This window comes from Streptomyces sp. NBC_00009 (assembly GCF_045040855.1).
Classification (GTDB): domain Bacteria; phylum Actinomycetota; class Actinomycetes; order Streptomycetales; family Streptomycetaceae; genus Streptomyces; species Streptomyces aureus.
Genome location: NZ_CP108312.1, coordinates 5,113,599 through 5,131,223 on the forward strand (window position 1 = coordinate 5,113,599; position 17,625 = coordinate 5,131,223).

The 17,625-nt window shown below is 70.4% G+C and carries 12 protein-coding genes; 4 read left to right on the forward strand and 8 right to left on the reverse strand.

The features are described from left to right. Positions 1-18: 18 nt before the first annotated feature. The 3 genes from OHA58_RS23105 to OHA58_RS23115 are packed head-to-tail and all read right to left on the reverse strand — an operon-like array spanning position 19 to position 4,620. On the reverse strand, positions 19-1,965 hold the full coding sequence (locus OHA58_RS23105; RefSeq protein ID WP_405481066.1) for a substrate-binding domain-containing protein: 1,947 nt from the start codon (positions 1,963-1,965) through the stop codon (positions 19-21). Next, positions 1,955-3,553 (reverse strand): sugar ABC transporter ATP-binding protein, encoded by a 1,599-nt coding sequence (locus OHA58_RS23110; protein WP_405481067.1) that lies wholly within the window; start codon positions 3,551-3,553, stop codon positions 1,955-1,957. Before OHA58_RS23110 ends, OHA58_RS23105 begins: the two co-directional genes overlap by 11 nt. Further along, complete coding sequence (locus OHA58_RS23115; RefSeq protein ID WP_405481068.1) at positions 3,550-4,620, reverse strand: LacI family DNA-binding transcriptional regulator; 1,071 nt, start codon at positions 4,618-4,620, stop codon at positions 3,550-3,552. The genes OHA58_RS23110 and OHA58_RS23115 overlap by 4 nt, the downstream gene beginning before the upstream one ends. Positions 4,621-4,867: 247 nt before the next feature. On the opposite strand from OHA58_RS23115, the gene OHA58_RS23120 reads away from it, so the two are divergent. Next, complete coding sequence (locus OHA58_RS23120; protein WP_116513649.1) at positions 4,868-5,452, forward strand: hypothetical protein; 585 nt, start codon at positions 4,868-4,870, stop codon at positions 5,450-5,452. 316 nt (positions 5,453-5,768) lie between these two features. Here OHA58_RS23120 and OHA58_RS23125 read toward each other — a convergent pair whose 3' ends face one another. Further along, positions 5,769-6,125, reverse strand: coding sequence for an Lsr2 family protein (locus OHA58_RS23125; protein ID WP_405481069.1), 357 nt, complete (start codon positions 6,123-6,125; stop codon positions 5,769-5,771). Between the two features lie 490 nt (positions 6,126-6,615). Between OHA58_RS23125 and OHA58_RS23130 the strand changes: the two genes are divergently transcribed. Beyond that, complete coding sequence (locus OHA58_RS23130) at positions 6,616-8,949, forward strand: ATP-dependent RecD-like DNA helicase (RefSeq protein ID WP_405481070.1); 2,334 nt, start codon at positions 6,616-6,618, stop codon at positions 8,947-8,949. A gap of 134 nt (positions 8,950-9,083) precedes the next feature. Next, positions 9,084-10,373, forward strand: a complete 1,290-nt coding sequence (locus tag OHA58_RS23135) for a citrate synthase (protein WP_326712911.1) — start codon at positions 9,084-9,086, stop codon at positions 10,371-10,373. A gap of 634 nt (positions 10,374-11,007) precedes the next feature. Here OHA58_RS23135 and OHA58_RS23140 read toward each other — a convergent pair. From OHA58_RS23140 to OHA58_RS23150, 3 genes are all read right to left on the reverse strand, one after another. Next, positions 11,008-13,329: a heavy metal translocating P-type ATPase gene (locus OHA58_RS23140; RefSeq protein ID WP_405481071.1), complete on the reverse strand. Its 2,322-nt coding sequence runs from the start codon at positions 13,327-13,329 to the stop codon at positions 11,008-11,010. Positions 13,330-13,607: 278 nt separating this feature from the next. Further along, positions 13,608-13,925 carry a heavy-metal-associated domain-containing protein gene (locus OHA58_RS23145; RefSeq protein WP_405481072.1) on the reverse strand — a complete coding sequence of 106 codons (318 nt, stop codon included), beginning with the start codon at positions 13,923-13,925 and terminating at the stop codon, positions 13,608-13,610. A 116-nt stretch (positions 13,926-14,041) separates the two neighbouring features. Beyond that, positions 14,042-14,992 (reverse strand): PrsW family intramembrane metalloprotease, encoded by a 951-nt coding sequence (locus tag OHA58_RS23150; protein WP_405481074.1) that lies wholly within the window; start codon positions 14,990-14,992, stop codon positions 14,042-14,044. Positions 14,993-15,163: 171 nt separating this feature from the next. On the opposite strand from OHA58_RS23150, the gene OHA58_RS23155 reads away from it, so the two are divergent. Continuing rightward, entirely contained in the window at positions 15,164-16,201 is a 1,038-nt protein-coding gene (locus OHA58_RS23155; RefSeq protein ID WP_405481075.1) for a zinc-dependent alcohol dehydrogenase family protein, read from the forward strand. 91 nt (positions 16,202-16,292) lie between these two features. Here the strand turns inward: OHA58_RS23155 and OHA58_RS23160 are convergent, their stop codons facing one another. Then, positions 16,293-17,624 (reverse strand): metallophosphoesterase, encoded by a 1,332-nt coding sequence (locus OHA58_RS23160; RefSeq protein ID WP_405481077.1) that lies wholly within the window; start codon positions 17,622-17,624, stop codon positions 16,293-16,295. Position 17,625: the final 1 nt, after the last annotated feature.

The following is a 17,625-nucleotide window of genomic DNA, read 5'->3' on the forward strand; positions in this document are numbered from 1 at the left end:
ACTCGGAACCCGCGACGGTTACTTGAAGCTCGCGACGTTCTTCGAGGTGACGACCTTCACCGGCACCTTCACCATCTCTGCGACCTTCTTGTCCTTCGCCGCCCTGACCGCGTTCTGCACGGCGATCCGGCCGAGCTCCTTCGGCTGCTGCGCGACGGACGCGTACAGCGTGCCCGCCTCGACGGCCTTGAGGCCGTCCGGCGTGCCGTCGAAGCCGACGACAGCGACGGACTTGCCGGCCTTGGAGCCGAGCGCCTTGATCGCGCCGAGGGCCATCTCGTCGTTCTCGGCGAAGACACCGTCGACGCCCGCGTTGGCCTGGAGCATGTTCGTCATGACGTCGAGGCCCTTGGTGCGGTCGAAGTCCGCGGGCTGCTTGGCGACGACCTTGATGCCGGGGTACGCCTTGATGCCCTCGGCGAAGCCCTGGCCGCGTTCCCGGCTGGCGGAGGTGCCGGCCGTGCCCTGGAGGATCACGATCCTTCCGCTGCCGCCGAGCTTGTCGGCGAGCGTCTTCGCCGCCTGCCGGCCGCCCGCGACGTTGTCGGAGGCGACGAGCGTGGCCGTCTTCGCCTTGTTGACGCCGCGGTCGGCGGCGACGACGGGGATGTCCGCCTTGTTGGCGCCGCGCACGGCCGGGCCGACCGCGTCGGAGTCGACGGGGTTCACGATGACCGAACTCATGCCCTCACTGGTGAAGTTCTGGAGCTGGTTGGCCTGCTGGGACGCGTCGTTCTGGGCATCCGTGACCGTGAGCTTGACGCCCTCCTTCTTCGCCTCAGCCTGCGCGCCCGCCTTCATCTGCACGAAGAAGGGGTTGTTCAGCGTCGAGACGGACAGGCCGAGCTTGGTCGACGTACCCGAAGAGCCGTTGTTCCAGAGGGAGATGCCGCCGATGATCGCCGCGGCGACGACGGCCGCGATCACGTACTGGGCGGCCTGTCTGCCCTTGGAGCCGCCCGGCCCGGACGTGGCGCCGGCGGCCGTCGGGGTCGCGCCCGCCTTGCGGCGCACGGTGTCGAGGAGCACGGCGAGCGCGATGACGACGCCGATGACGACCTGCTGCCAGAACGCCGACACGGAAAGGAGGTTGAGGCCGTTCCTGAGCACCGCGAGGATCAGCGCGCCGATGAACGTGCCCGACGCCTTGCCGACGCCGCCGGACAGCGAGGCGCCGCCGATGACGACCGCGGCGATGGCGTCCAGCTCGTAACCCTGCGCGGCCTGCGGCTGCGCGGAGGTCAGACGCGAGGCGAGGACGATGCCCGCGACCGCGGCGAACAGGCCCGACAGGGCGTAGATGACGACCTTCTGCCGCTTGACGCGCAGCCCGGACAGGCGCGCCGCTTCCTCGTTGCCGCCGATCGCGAACATGGACCGGCCGATGAACGTACGGCCCAGGATCAGCGCCGTGATCAGCCCCATGACGACCATCACGAGCACCGGCACCGGCAGCCAGCCGCCCAGCGTGTCCCCGACCCGCGAGACGGACGACGGGAACGGGATCGGGCTGCCCTGCGAGATGACGAGCGACAGACCACGCCCCACCGACAGCATCGCGAGCGTCGCGATGAACGGCGGGAGCTTGCCGTACGAGATCAGCGCGCCGTTGACGAATCCGCAGGCGATACCGGTGACGACGGCGAGGATCACGGCGATCCACACCGGGACGCCCTCGCTGGTCGCGGCCCACGCGAGGACCGTCGCCGACAGGGCGGCCACGGAGCCGACCGACAGGTCGATGCCCGCCGAGACGATGACGAAGGTGACGCCGAACGCGAGGATCGCGGTCACGGCGGCCTGCACGCCGACGTTGAGCAGGTTCTGCGTGGTCAGGAAGTCGCCGGACAGCAGCGACATCGCTATCACCAGGACGACCAGGGCGCTCAGTGCGCCGTTGTCGAGCAGGACGCGGCGCAGGCCACCCGCGCCGGCCGTGCTGCTCTTGAGCGTGTCAGTGGCCACGGGAGCCCTCCACTTCATTGTGTACGGGGGTGGTTGCCGGGGACGACGGGGATGCCGCGGTGCTGACGGCGAGCGCCATCACGGAGTCCTGGGTCGCCTCGCCGGCCGCGAGTTCGCCCGCGATCCGGCCCTGCGCCATGACGAGGACCCGGTCGCTCATCCCGAGGACCTCCGGCAGATCGCTGGAGATCATCAGGACGGCGTGCCCGGCCGCGGTGAGTTCGTTGACGAGCTGGTAGATCTCGACCTTCGCGCCGACGTCGATGCCGCGTGTCGGCTCGTCGAGGATGAGGACCCTGATGTCGGCGAGCAGCCACTTGCCGATGACGACCTTCTGCTGGTTGCCGCCGGACAGGGTCCGCACATGCTGGCCGAGCCCGGCCATGCGCACACCGAGCTGCTCGGCCATCCGCGCGGCCGCGGCACGCTGGGACCTGCGGTCCACGAGGCCCGCGCGGGTCGCCGAACGCAGCGTGACCAGGCCCAGGTTCTCCTCGACGGACGCGTCCAGGAGGAGGCCCTGCCCCTTGCGGTCCTCGGGCACGAGCCCGACGCCGGCTGCCATCGCCGCGTTCACGTCGTGCCGCGGCAGCCGCGCGCCCGCGACCTCGACGGTGCCCTTGTCGTACGGGTCGGCGCCGAAGACGGCACGGACGACCTCGGTACGGCCCGCGCCCACGAGGCCGGCGATGCCGACGACCTCGCCGGCCCGCACCTCGAAGTGCACGTCGTGGAAGACACCGTCGCGGGTCAGCCCCTCGACCCGCAGCAACGGAGCGTCGGTGGCGTCGAGTTCGGGCCGCTCGCGCGGGTACTGCTGCTCGATGCTGCGGCCCACCATGAGCCGTACCAACTCGGCCTCGGGGGTCGACGCGGAGACCTGGCCGACGCTCTTGCCGTCGCGGATGACCGTGACGCGGTCGCCGAGCGCGGCGATCTCCTCCAGGTGGTGGGTGATGAAGACGACGCCGACACCGTCCTCGCGCAGCGCGCGCACGATCCCGAAGAGCTTGTCCACCTCCTCCGAGGTGAGCACGGCCGTCGGTTCGTCCATGATCAGGACGCGCGCGTCCAGGCTCAGGGCCTTCGCGATCTCGACCATCTGGAGCCGGGCGATGCCCAGTTCACGCACCCGGGTCCGGGGCGAGACCGTCAGGCCGACGCGCCGCAGCAGCTCCTCGGCGTCGGCCTCCATCTTCTTTCGGTCGATCATCCCGAAGCGGCGCGGCTGGCGGCCCAGGAAGATGTTCTCCGCGACCGTCAGATCGGGGACGAGGTTGAACTCCTGGTAGATGGTGGCGATCCCGAGGCGCTCGGCGTCCTGCGCCCCGTGGATACGGGTCTCCCGGCCGTCGACGACGATCCGGCCCGCGTCGGGCCGGTAGGCGCCGGAGAGCATCTTGATGAGGGTGCTCTTGCCCGCGCCGTTCTCGCCGAGCAGCACGTGCACCTCGCCGCGGCGCAGATCGAAGTCGACGCTGTCGAGCGCGACGACGCCGGGGAACGTCTTGCGTATCCCCTCGATGCGCAGCAGCTCGTCGGGCGGTCCGGCCGACTCCTGGGCCTGCTGCTCTTCCGGGTTGCTCACGGGTTCCTCCTCGTTGAGGTCGTGGCGGTGGGGGTGTCTGCGGGAGCCGGGGTGGCCGTGGGGGCGGCCGGGCTGTCCGCTTCGCCGCAGGACCGGCGGACGACCAGGCGCGCGGGCAGCGTCACCGACTGCGGGGGCCTGCCCTCGATGCGGTCGATCAGGGCCCGTACGGCGGCCCGGCCGAGTTCCTTGGTCGGCTGGGCGATCGCCGTGACCGGCGGGTCGGTGTGCACGAACCAGGGGATGTCGTCGAAGGCCGCGAGCCCGATGTCGTACGGGACGCGCAGCCCGGCGGCCCTGATCGCGTCGAGCGCGCCGAGCGCCATCAGGTTGTCGGCGGCGAACACGACCTCGGGCGGCTCGGACAGGGCGAGGAAGCGCTCCGTCGCGCGCCGGCCGCTGTCCGCCTGGAAGTCGCCCTGCCCGATGTAGGCGTCCGGCAGCGCGATCCCGTACGCGGCGAGCGCCTCGCGGAACGCCTCGACGCGCTCGCTGCCGGTCGTGGTGGCGGCGGGCCCCGCGATGATGGCGAGGCGGCGGTGGCCGAGGGCGTGCAGATGGGCCACGAGGTCGCGCACCGCGGCGCGCCCGTCGGAGCGGACCACGGGCACGTCCACGCCCGGGATCCAGCGGTCGACGAAGACCATCGGCGTACCGGCCCGCGCGGCTTCCAGCATCAGCGGCGAGCCGCCGTCGGTGGGGGAGACCAGAAGGCCGTCGATGCGCCGGTCGACGAGGGTGCGTACGTGGTGGTCCTGGATGTCGGGCTGCTCGTCCGCGTTCCCGATGATGACGCTGTAGCCCAGCGCGCGGGCCTCCTCCTCGACGGAGCGGGCCAGCTCGGTGAAGTACGGGTTGAGTACGTCGCTGATGACCAGGCCGAGCGTGCGGGTCTGGGCGGTGCGCAGGGAGCGGGCCACGGCGTTCGGGCGGTAGCCGAGCGAGTCGACCGCGCCGAGCACACGGGCGCGCGCGTCCGGGCTCACGGACGGGTGGCTGTTCAGCACCCGCGAGACCGTGGCGACGGAGACACCCGCCGCCGCGGCGACGTCCTTGATGCTCGCCATCGCAGGACCACCTCCTTGTGGCTGCTTGGTCCGGAACGGATCCGAAACCTGGTCCGACACCTCATGGAATCGATTACACGGAGGATTGGAATCGATTACACGGGCTGTTGGCAACCCCCGTTCCGCTTGTCGAGACAGGATCGTGATGTACGCGGCCCTCGCGGGCCGGTGCCGGACGGCCGTGTCAGTGGTGCGTGAGACGCTGGCGGAGTCAGCCACGGAACCCGCACGGAAGGGGCACACGCCCGTGAATCACGCACAGCTCACCGCGCTCGGCCGGGCCCTGCGCCTCCTCGGCGAGCACGGCGAGGGCCTCAGCACCGACACACCCGACAGCAAGCTGCACGAGATGCGCGCGGACGTGAAGCGCGCGCTCGACCTCATCGAGGACTCCGTCACCGGCGACCCGCCCACCACGCGCTGCCCGGAGCACCCGACGGGCCCGGTCGACGAGAACGCGCAGGACCTGTGCCTGCTCTGCGAGACCCGCCGCCGCGTCGCCCGCCGCTCCGAGATCAATGGCACGTATCCCACGAGACCCCGGCAGGGCGAGAGTGCGGACGCCCCGGCGATGTCGCGGTACGGCGTCCGGGAGGACCGCCCGCAGCCCCAGCAGCGCTGGCTCCCCGAGAAGTGGAACGGGCAGGTGTGGCAGCTGTGCGGCACCCCGCGACACGACCGCAGGGAGGCCGAGCACTATCTCGCGGCCCAGCGCAGGGAGCCCCGCGCGGCCTCGGCGTACCGCCTGGTCCACGCGTTCACGGACTACGAGGTGGTGCGGGTCTGGGGCACGCCCATCAAGGTGGACATCGAACCCATGGGCGGGCTGTAGGGCCCTCCCGGATCATGCGCTCAAAGCGCGCTGAGCCCTTGAGCTGCGCGGCGCTGAGAGTCTTGTCACCGAGGCGGCGACGCAGGAAATAGAAAGGCTCCCGCGCGCGATTCAGGTGAACAAATTCGGTGCGACTCGTTTCGCCGGCCGGCCACACATGTTCGAGAATTTCCTGAATCTGGACCTTGTGAGGAGCGCGCCAGATACCCAGGTCCTTAAGCCGCCGTAGCTCCAACGCGTCACAGATTCAAGTGCGATCCACATCCTGACCTGGCGCATCCTGGAAGTCGACTCGACGACTGGCCGATATCAGGGATTAGCCATTGGCCTTTTCGTACGCTTCCTTAATCGAAGCGGGGACTCGGCCCCGATCATTCACCTCAAGACCCTGCTTCTTGGCCCAGGCCCGAATCTCGGCCGTGTCCGAGCTGCCGGCAGTTGCAACGGCCCGACGCTTGCCCCTCGTGCCGGCAGCGGTGATGCTGCCGCGGACCCGACGAGCACCCGTGGCGCTCAAGTAGGGGTGCAGGATTTCCAGCAGGCGATCGTGATTCTCGGTGGTGAGGTCAACCTCGACCCCAGCCCCATCGATGAGGATGGTGTGGGTGCCGATCTCCTCGGCTTCTTCGCCTGTGAGGTCGTCTGTGTAAGTGATTACTTCTCGCTGAGCCATGCGGTGATTGTAGGGCCTGCGCCGCCCCCCTACCTCACAGATGGAAGGCCGGCAGAGGCTCGCTGCAGAGGAAGCCTCTTCGTGAAGTCGATGAACCCGGCCCAGGAGGCCGGCCTGATGCCCAGGAACTCGCGGTGACGAGCCTTCGAGTCCCGGATCATGACCTTTCAGGGTCATTGTCAGCCAGGTCAATGCAGCTGTCGGACTTCGTGTATGTACTGGTTCGCCAATTCGGCATTTCAGCCACGATCCTCCCTTCCCTGGCGGCCAAAATGGTCGATTGCAGTCAAGATGAGGTCCTTGGCGGCCTGGCCATGGACGGCGGACTGCCGATGAAGTGCAAATGCCTTGCGGTACAGGTCGATTTCCCCCGGCTGTGCCCTCATGACCTCGGAGCCGGCTCTCGTCACTTCGCCGGATGGCGGCCGCGCTGTCACTGCCTGCCGGTAGCCTCCTATCCACACAGGGGCCAATAAGGGCAGGTGAGAACGTGTCTGGCACGGCAGGAAGCCCAGAGCGGGGGAGTCGGTCCGGCTTTTGTGAAGTCACCGGTGTCCTCGAGCGGATCACGTACGCCAATGAGGAGAGCGGGTACACGGTCGCCCGCGTCGACACCGGCCGTGGCGGCGGTGATCTGCTCACCGTCGTCGGCGCGCTGCTCGGCGCGCAGGCCGGCGAGTCGCTGCGCATGGAGGGCCGCTGGGGCTCCCACCCGCAGTACGGCAAGCAGTTCACCGTGGAGAACTACACGACGGTCCTGCCCGCCACCATCCAGGGCATCCGCCGCTATCTCGGATCCGGCCTGGTCAAGGGCATCGGCCCGGTCTTCGCCGACCGGATCACCCGTCACTTCGGCCTGGACACCCTCGACATCATCGAGCAGGAGCCGGGCCGCCTGATCGAGGTGCCGGGCCTCGGCCCCAAGCGCACGAAGAAGATCGCCGACGCCTGGGAGGAGCAGAAGGCCATCAAGGAAGTGATGGTCTTCCTCCAGAGCGTGGAGGTGTCCACGTCGATCGCGGTGCGCATCTACAAGAAGTACGGCGACGCGTCGATCTCCGTGGTCAAGAACCAGCCCTACCGGCTCGCGTCCGACGTCTGGGGCATCGGCTTCCTCACCGCCGACCGCATCGCGCAGTCCGTGGGCATCCCGCACGACAGCCCCGAGCGCGTCAAGGCGGGCCTGCAGTACGCACTTTCGCAGTCCACCGACCAGGGCCACTGCTTCCTGCCGGAGGAACAGCTGATCTCCGACGCGGTCAAGCTCCTCCAGGTCGACACGGGCCTGGTCATCGAGTGCCTGGGCGAACTGGCGGGCGAGGAGGAGGGCGTCGTACGGGAGCGGGTGCCGGGGCCGGACGGCGGGGAAGAGCTGGTGACCGCGGTCTACCTCGTCCCCTTCCACCGCGCCGAACTCTCCCTGTCCGCCCAGCTGTTGCGCCTCCTGCGCACGGACGAGGACCGGATGCCGGCGTTCCGGGACGTCGCGTGGGACAAGGCCCTGACCTGGCTCGCGGGGCGTACGGGGGCCGAGCTCGCGCCCGAGCAGGAGGAGGCGGTGAAGCTCGCCCTGACGAAGAAGGTCGCCGTCCTCACCGGAGGGCCCGGCTGCGGCAAGTCCTTCACGGTCCGCTCGATCGTCGAACTGGCCCGCGCCAAGCGGGCGAAGGTCGTCCTCGCCGCCCCCACGGGCCGCGCCGCCAAGCGCCTGGCCGAGCTGACCGGCGCCGAGGCGTCCACGGTCCACCGCCTGCTCGAACTCAAGCCGGGCGGTGACGCGGCCTACGACCGGGACCGGCCGCTCGACGCCGACCTCGTCGTGGTCGACGAGGCGTCGATGCTCGACCTCCTGCTGGCCAACAAGCTGGCCAAGGCCGTGCCGCCGGGCGCCCATCTGCTGTTCGTGGGCGACGTCGACCAGCTGCCGAGCGTCGGCGCGGGCGAGGTGCTGCGGGACCTGCTCGGCGAGGGGGGCCCGGTTCCTGCGGTCCGCCTCACCCGCATCTTCCGCCAGGCCCAGGAGTCCGGTGTCGTCACGAACGCGCACCGCATCAATGGGGGTCAGCATCCGCTCACCCAGGGCCTCAAGGACTTCTTCCTGTTTGTGGAGGAGGACACGGAGGAGGCGGGCCGGCTCACCGTCGATGTCGCCGCCCGCCGCATCCCCGCCAAGTTCGGCCTCGACCCGCGGCGCGACGTCCAGGTTCTCGCCCCGATGCACCGCGGCCCGGCCGGCGCCGGCACCCTCAACGGCCTGCTCCAGCAAGCCGTCACGCCCGCCCGCCCCGACCTCCCCGAGAAGCGCTTCGGCGGCCGGGTCTTCCGCGTGGGCGACAAAGTCACCCAGATCAGGAACAACTACGAGAAGGGGGAGAACGGCGTGTTCAACGGCACCGTCGGCGTCGTCACCTCCCTCGACGCGGACGAGCAGCGGCTGACCGTACTCACCGACGAGGACGAGGAAGTCGTATACGAATTCGATGAGCTGGACGAGCTGGCCCACGCGTATGCCGTGACGATCCATCGCTCCCAGGGAAGCGAGTATCCGTGCGTCGTGATCCCGGTCACGACCGGCGCCTGGATGATGCTGCAGAGGAACCTCCTCTATACGGCGGTCACGCGGGCCAAGAAGCTGGTGGTGCTCGTCGGTTCACGCAAGGCACTCGGTCAGGCGGTGCGCACGGTCTCCGCGGGGAGGCGTTGTACGGCACTCCGATTCCGGCTCTCCGGGGGCACATCCTTCGGTTTGGTAACTTTCGATCGATCAAATGAGTCGGAAACGTCACACGGGCTTTCCGGAAGCGGGGCGAAGGGGGCAGGATGAGCAGGTTCGCGGCACTCAGTGCCGCGAATAGGCCCAATGGTCGACCCCGAGTGCACTCTGCTGGGCCAAGTGGGGGATGGTAGAGAACAGTCAGGGCACCTCGAAGAAGAGGCACTACGTCGGTGAGGGATGACGTGAGCGACAACTCTGTAGTACTGCGGTACGGCGATGGCGAGTACACCTACCCGGTGATCGACAGCACCGTCGGTGACAAGGGCTTCGACATCGGGAAGCTCCGGGCCCAGACCGGTCTGGTGACCCTCGACAGCGGATACGGCAACACCGCCGCCTATAAATCCGCGATCACCTATCTCGACGGTGAGCAGGGCATCCTCCGGTACCGCGGCTACCCGATCGAGCAGCTGGCCGAGCGTTCCACCTTCACCGAGGTGGCCTACCTGCTGATCAACGGCGAGCTTCCGACCGTCGACGAGCTCTCCACTTTCAAGAACGAGATCACCGGGCACACGCTGCTCCACGAGGACGTCAAGCGCTTCTTCGACGGCTTCCCGCGTGACGCCCACCCGATGGCGATGCTGTCCTCCGTGGTCAGCGCGCTGTCGACGTTCTACCAGGACAGCCACAACCCGTTCGACGAGCAGCAGCGCCACCTGTCGACGATCCGGCTGCTCGCCAAGCTTCCGACCATCGCGGCGTACGCGTACAAGAAGTCGATCGGCCACCCGTTCGTCTACCCGCGCAACGACCTCGGTTACGTCGAGAACTTCCTGCGCATGACGTTCTCCGTGCCGGCGCAGGAGTACGACCTCGACCCGGTCGTCGTCGCCGCGCTCGAGAAGCTGCTCATCCTGCACGCGGACCACGAGCAGAACTGTTCGACGTCCACCGTGCGTCTGGTCGGCTCCTCGCAGGCGAACATGTTCGCCTCGATCTCCGCCGGTATCTCCGCCCTGTGGGGCCCGCTGCACGGCGGCGCCAACCAGTCGGTCCTGGAAATGCTCGAGGGCATCCAGGCCAACGGCGGCGATGTCGACTCCTTCATCCGCAAGGTGAAGAACAAGGAGGACGGCGTCCGCCTGATGGGCTTCGGCCACCGGGTGTACAAGTCCTTCGACCCGCGCGCCAAGATCATCAAGGCCGCGGCGCACGATGTCCTCTCGGCCCTCGGCAAGGACGACGCGCTGCTGGACATCGCGCTCAAGCTGGAGGAGCACGCGCTCTCCGACGAGTACTTCGTCTCGCGCAACCTCTACCCGAACGTCGACTTCTACACGGGCCTCATCTACCGGGCCATGGGCTTCCCGACCGAGATGTTCACGGTCCTGTTCGCCCTCGGCCGGCTGCCGGGCTGGATCGCCCAGTGGCACGAGATGATCAAGGAGCCGGGATCGCGCATCGGCCGCCCGCGCCAGATCTACACCGGCGAGGTCCTGCGTGACTTCGTCCCCGTCGAGGCTCGCTGATCCTCGGCCGGGGGTCCGGGGGTCGCCCCCCGGGCAGGCACAGTACCGGCGAGGTCCTGCGTGACTTCGTCCCCGTCGAGGCCCGCTGAGGCCTCGCGCCGTGCACCTCGCGCTGCGTGACCGCACACCATGCAGCGCACCCCCCGCGTCGAGCGGGAGCAGAAGTGAAGAGAAAGCGGAAAGCGCCCCGCTGCCAGTCCCCCCACGGGCCGGCAGTCGGGGCGCTTTCCTTTGTCCCGGTGCGGATTCCCCCCACGGGATCCGTCCGGGCGTCTGTGGTGCGGTCTGCCGGGACGCGTACACGGGAGGGCCGCTCAAGCTCTCCGTGGCACGTGTCCCGGCCAACGCGGTCGGGTCCGTCCCCCAAGACGGCCCCGGTCAACACAGAAACGCCCCCCAAGACGTTCCTGCATCGCCTCCTTAGACTCACGAGAACCTCAAATGGTTACGTTCAGATCACTGTGATCTGCGTCTCCTGCATATGTCCTGATCGTGCGCAAGAGACCCCATATGTAGATCGAGGTTCGGACGTGAGAATGCTGCGGTTGTGATGTGAGGCGAATGTGAAGACCCCTTGATGATGGGCCAGACCAGGGGCGATGTGAAGTCCTTCCAGAAAAAGGGCCGCTCACCTTCAGGAAAACGTCCTCAGCCGAAGGCTGTTCGTCACCACGAACACGGACGAGAACGCCATCGCGGCGCCCGCGATCACCGGGTTCAGGAACCCCGCGGCGGCCAGCGGCAGGGCGGCCACGTTGTAGCCGAAGGCCCAGAAGAGGTTCCCCTTGATGGTGGCGAGGGTGCGGCGGGAGAGCCGGATCGCGTCGGCGGCCACGCGCAGGTCCGCGCGCACCAGCGTCAGGTCACCCGCCTCGATCGCGGCGTCCGTGCCGGTGCCCATCGCGAGCCCCAGGTCGGCGGTGGCGAGCGCCGCCGCGTCGTTCACGCCGTCGCCGACCATGGCGACGGTGCGCCCCTCGGCCTTCAGGCGCCGGACGACGTCGACCTTCTCCTGTGGCAGGACCTCCGCGTACACGGCGTCCCCGTCGATCCCGACGGCCCGCGCCACGGACTCGGCGACGATCCGGTTGTCGCCGGTCAGGAGCACCGGCGTGAGGCCCAGCGCGCGCAGCTCGGCGACGGCCTGGGCGCTCGTCGGGCGGACCGCGTCGGCGACCGTGATGACACCCCGTGCCACGCCGTCCCATGCGACGGCGACGGCGGTGCGGCCCGCGGCCTCGGCGGCGGTCTTGGCGGCGGCGAGCGCGGGCGGCAGGGCGATCCCGTGCTCGGCGAGGAGGCGCTCCCGGCCGACCAGAACGTCGTGCCGGTCCACCACGCCGCGGACGCCGAGCCCGGCGAGCGCGGTGAAGCGGGTGACGGCGGGCAGCGTGCCGGCCCGGTCGGCGGCGCCCTGTGCGACGGCCCGGGCGACGGGGTGCTCGGAGGCGTGCTCCACGGCCCCGGCCAGCCGCAGCAGGGTCTTCTCCTCGACGCCCTCGGCGACGTACGCGTCCTGGAGCGTCATCCGCCCGGTCGTCACCGTGCCGGTCTTGTCGAGGACGACGGTGTCGACGCGGCGCGTGTTCTCCAGGACCTCGGGTCCCTTGATGAGGATGCCGAGCTGGGCGCCGCGGCCGGTGCCGACCATGAGCGCGGTGGGCGTCGCGAGGCCGAGCGAGCAGGGGCAGGCGATGATCAGGACGGCGACGGCCGAGGTGAACGCGGCGGTCACCTCACCGGTGGCGAGCAGCCAGCCGGCGAACGTGCCGAGCGCGATGACGAACACCACCGGCACGAACACGCCGGCGATCCGGTCGGCGAGGCGCTGCACCTCGGCCTTGCCGGTCTGCGCGTCCTCGACGAGGCGCGCCATGCGGGCGAGCTGGGTGTCGGCGCCGACGCGGGTCGCCTCGACGACGAGCCGGCCGCCGGCGTTCACGGTCGCGCCGGTCACGGCGTCGCCGACGGTCACGTCCACGGGCACGGACTCGCCGGTGAGCAGGGCGGTGTCGACGGCTGAGGCGCCCTCGACGACGGTGCCGTCGGTCGCGATCTTCTCGCCGGGCCGCACGACGAACCGGTCGCCCGGCCTCAGCCGCCCGACCGGCAGGCGCACTTCCGCGCCCGAGGCGTCCAGCACGGCGACGTCCTTGGCGCCGAGTTCGAGCAGGGCGCGCAGGGCGGTGCCGGCGCGGCGCTTGGAGCGGGCCTCCAGATAGCGGCCGAGCAGGATCAGGGTGACGACGCCCGCGGCGACTTCGAGGTAGATGGTGGACGAGGCGTCGGTGCGGTCGACGGCGAACGTGAATCCGTGCCGCATCCCGCTCATCCCGGCGTCGCCGAAGAACAGGGCCCACAGCGACCAGCCGAACGCGGCGAGCGTCCCGACACAGACGAGCGTGTCCATGGTGGCGGCGCCGTGCCGCGCGTTGGTCCAGGCGGCCCGGTGGAAGGGGAGTCCGCCCCAGACGGCGACGGGGGCGGCGAGCGTGAGGGAGAGCCACTGCCAGTTGTCGAACTGGAGGGCGGGCACCATCGCCAGCAGGACGACGGGCAGGGAGAGCAGCGCGCAGACGACGAGCCGCCGGCGCACGGGGGCGGTGGGGTCGGTCCCGGTCCCGGACCCGGTCCCGGCTTCCGTGCGGACCTCGGCCGGGGCTTCGTCGCCGGCCCCGTCCGGACCGTCCGCAGCGGCTTCGGCCGGCTCCTCACGGACGACCGGCTCTGCCGTGTACCCGAGCTTCTGCACCGTGGCGACCAGGTCGGCGACCTCGACCCCGGGCGCGTACGCCACCTTCGCCTTTTCGGTCGCGAGATTGACCGTCGCCGTCACGCCGTCGAGGCGGTTGAGCTTCTTCTCGATACGGGCCGAGCAGGAGGCGCAGGTCATCCCGCCGACGGCGAGCTCCACTTCTGAGAGCGGCCCGGCCGTGGTGTCCGTGGGCGTGGTCATCGCGGTTCTTTCCAGGGGCGTACGGGACCAGGGCCTGTCCGGCGGATCTTGTCGCGGTCGCGGGGTCTGGCACGCCCATCTGCGGCGTTGTCCTCAATCACCATCGCTCCGCGATGCCTCAATCGTCCGCCTTGCAGCTGCACGCGCCAGACCCCGCTCACCAGCACAGAACAGCGCGCGTCAACGAGATGCGACCTGATCCGCCGGACAGGCCCTACCGCCGAGCGTACGACCACGGGCGCCGGGTCGTGGTGGGCGGCCCGGCGCTCCCTGAGGTCTCAGGCCCTGCCGACCAGCTCGTAGCCCGCCTCGTCGACGGCGGCCCGGACTTCCTGCTCGTCGAGGGGCGCCGCGGAGACCACGGTCACCCGTCCCGTGGAGGCCACGGCCTTCACCGACATGACGCCCGCGAGCCCCGAGATCTCGTCCGACACCGCGCCCTCGCAGTGGCCGCAGGTCATGCCGGTCACCTGGTACACGGTGGTGACGGCTCCCTCGGCGCTCCCGGCGGCGTCCGAGTGGCACGAACCGCTGGGCGAGCAGCAGGAACCGGTCGACTCGGTGCCGATCTGGGGGAGCTCGGTCTGGGCGCTCATGTCGTTCTCCTTGTCGAAGGCCGCGTGCGTCCCGGTCTGCGCAGGCGTGCGGCGTACCGTGCGAGTGAGGCGCCGGGGCATCCCCGGGACCTCCTGACACTCACGACTGTATACCCCTAGGGGGTATTTCTCCAAGAGGGATCGCGGCGGGCGAGCGAACGTACCCAGGCGATCCCCGCGAGCGAGATGATCACGAGGCCGCCCACCGAGAAGAGCGTGAAGAGGTGCTTCTGGGTGTCGGTCGGCTGCGGGAGGTAGCCCTCGGCGAAGAGCGAGAGGGGCAGGTTCGTGGCGGTGAGCCGGGCGACGATCCAGGTCGCGATGCCGTGCATGGAGTCCCACAGAGCGTGCAGCAAGGAGACGCCCAGACAGGTGAGCACCACCGGCGACGCGAAGTGATAGCGCCCGTTCGGCTTGCGGAAGGCCAGCAGGACGGCGCCGGAGATCGCCGTCCACAGCCCGTGCCCGAACGGTGCGAGCAGCCCGCGCAGCACCTCCGTCTCCAGGAGCGAGCGCAGGTCGATGCCCTGCATGCCGACGGCCGCGTTGAACGCGTAGCCCGCGCTCTCGAAGGCCGCGAAGCCGAAGCCGACGGACGCGCCGAGGACGAGTCCCGCCCGCAGCCCGCGCACCCGCGGCTGTGTGCGCAGCATGTACATCAGGGCGGCGAGCTTGACCGCCTCCTCGATCAGGCCGACCCCGACGAACATCCACAGCGAGGGGTGCAGCAGGTAGTACTCCATGACCGAGGCGCCGAGCACCCCGAGGATGCCGCCGACGGCGAAGCATCCGAGCATCAGGCTCACGCCCAGGTCGCGCGCATGACGCTCGTACGCCCACAGCACGAAGGCGCCCGGGACGAGGAAGCTGCCGAGCAGGATCAGCGTCGGCAGGAGCGTGGTGTCCCTGGTCGCGTAGGTGACGACGGCGGTCAGGGCCCATAGGGCGAGTCCGCCCCGCAGCCAGTGCTTCCACAGTCCCGCCCGGATCCGCGGCACGGACGACGGGGGCCGCTTGGGGCCGGGGATGCGGGCTCGGGGCGGGCCGGGCGGCTGTGCTTGAGTCACGGCAATTCCCTCTGCGGGGGGAAGATTTGTGACGGAGTTTACGTAGATACGTGTTTTGTCGCACCGTGAGTTGGTGCGGGGGCGGGGTCCCGGTGTCCGGGCCGGGGCTACGTTCGTCCGGTCGGGTGACCGTCAGGGTCTTTCGTTCGATGGAAGTGGGGCGCGAGGGCGATGCGGGCTGTGGTGTTCGAGAAGTTCGGGGAGCGGGCCGAGGTGCGGGAGGTGCCCGATCCGGTGCCGGCGCCGCACGGCGTGGTCGTACGGGTCCAGGCGACGGGCCTGTGCCGCAGCGACTGGCACGGCTGGATGGGCCACGACCCGGACATCCGCCTGCCGCACGTCCCCGGGCATGAACTCGCCGGAGTGGTCGAGGCGGTGGGCGCCGAGGTATCTGACCGGAGGCCGGGCGACCGGGTCACGGTCCCGTTCGTGTGCGCCTGCGGCACCTGCGCCTCCTGCGCGGCCGGCGACCACCAGGTGTGCGAGCGCCAGACGCAGCCCGGCTTCACGCACTGGGGCTCCTTCGCCGAGTACGTCGCCCTGGACCACGCCGCCGTGAACCTGGTGGACGTGCCGGACGAGCTGTCGTTCTCGACGGCGGCGGGTCTCGGCTGCCGTTTCGCGACCGCGTTCCGCGCCGTGGTCGCGCAGGGCCGGGTCGCCGCCGGGGAGTGGGTCGCCGTGCACGGGTGCGGCGGCGTCGGCCTGTCCGCCGTGATGATCGCGGCGGCGAGTGGTGCGAGGGTCGTCGCGGTCGACGTCTCGCCCGCCGCGCTGGACCTCGCCCGCACCTTCGGCGCCGCCCACTGCCTGAACGCCTCCGAGGTGCCCGATGTGGCCGCTGCCGTAAGGGAGTTGACCGGTGGCGGGGCGCACCTGTCGCTCGACGCGCTCGGCTCACCGGTCACGTGTGCCGCCTCGGTGGGCGGGCTGCGGCGCCGGGGCCGCCATGTGCAGGTCGGCCTGCTGCCGCAGGACCCGGTCGTGCCCATGGGCCGGGTGATCGGCCTCGAACTCGAACTCCTCGGCAGCCACGGGATGGCCGCGCACGCCTATCCCCGGATGCTGGAGATGGTCCGCGCCGGGGTCCTGCGACCGGACCTCCTGGTCACCTCCACGATCACGCTGGACGCGGCACCCGCGGCGCTCGAGGCGATGGGGACGACGCCCGGCGCGGGCGTGACGATCATCGAGCCGTGGGCGGCCTGAAAGCCCCGGACACGGGTGCGGGTGCCGCGCCCCGGGCGCCGGCCGCCAGGGGCACGGCACCCGGGAAGGGGCGCAGGGCCGTAAGCCGTAACTACCTGTCCACTGCCCGTAGTTCGAGCAGGCTGATGTCCGCCGGGGCGCCGACCCGGACCGGCGGTCCGAAGAAGCCGGCGCCGTTGGTGACGTAGACCGTGGTGTCGTCGACCATGCCGAGGCCCGATGCGACCGGGTTGGACAGGGCCGTCACCGCCGTGAGCGGGAACATCTGGCCGCCGTGGGTGTGGCCGGACAGCTGGAGGTCGACGCCGTGGCGGGCGGCCTCGCCGGCGAACACCGGCTGGTGGGCGAGGAGGACGACGGGGCGTGAGACGTCCCGTCCTGCCAGGGTCCGCTCCAGGTCGGGGCCCCGGCCCGCGCCCTCGCCCGCCAGGTCCTCGACCCCGGCCAGGTCGACGTACGAGCCGTTGTGCCGGATCTCCACCCGCTCGTTCACCAGGGGCCGGATACCGAGGCCGCGCATCTCGGCCAGCCAGTCCTCGACGCCGTCGTACAGGTACTCGTGGTTGCCGGTGACGAAGAAGCTGCCGTACCGGGACTCCAGGCTCTTCAACGGGTGTGCGACCGGGCCGAGTTGGGATGCCCTGCCGTCGGCCAGGTCGCCGACGACCGCCACGAGGTCGGGCTGCAGTGCGTTGACCCTCCGGACGATCCGCTCCGTGTGGGAACGGCCGAGGAGCGGGCCCAGGTGGATGTCACTGACCACGGCGATACGGAGCCCGGAGAGCTGCGCGTTCACCTTGGTGAGGGTGATCGCCACGCGCTTGGTCTGCGGGTCGCCGAGCGCCGCGGCCATGCCGTAGCCGGTGGTGCCGAGGGCCGCCGCTCCGGCGAGGGTGCCCACCGCGCGGCCGAGGAAGAGCCGGCGGCCCACCAACTGCCCCGCCGGGGCGGATTCCTGGGCCCCGGCGTCCGGAGCCGGCGCATCGGCCGGCCCGCCGGACTCCGCGCCGGACGCGCCACCGGGCCCGGGCGCTGCCCCGGTCCCGGCCGTCACCACTGCTCCGGACCCGGGCGCCGGTTCCGGCGCGGCCTCCCGTTCGGCCCGGCGCCGCCAACTGCGTACCACCAGTGCCCTCGGCACTTCGAGCACGGCGAGCGCGAGGAGCAGATAGAGGAGCACGCCGATCAGCGTGTAGCCCGGCCACGCCACCCAGCGCCCGCCCCCACCGTCCGACGGGTCGAACAGCGGGGTGACGATCCGGGTCCCCGGCGCGGCGAGCGCCGACACCGCGACCACGCCCGTCCCGATGCGCCGCCCGCGGCTCGCGGGCCGGGTCGTGTCACGGACCAGGCGCATCCATAGATAGAAGTGGAAGACGCCGGAGCCCGCCAGCATCAGGACCCACATTCCGATTCCCAGCACC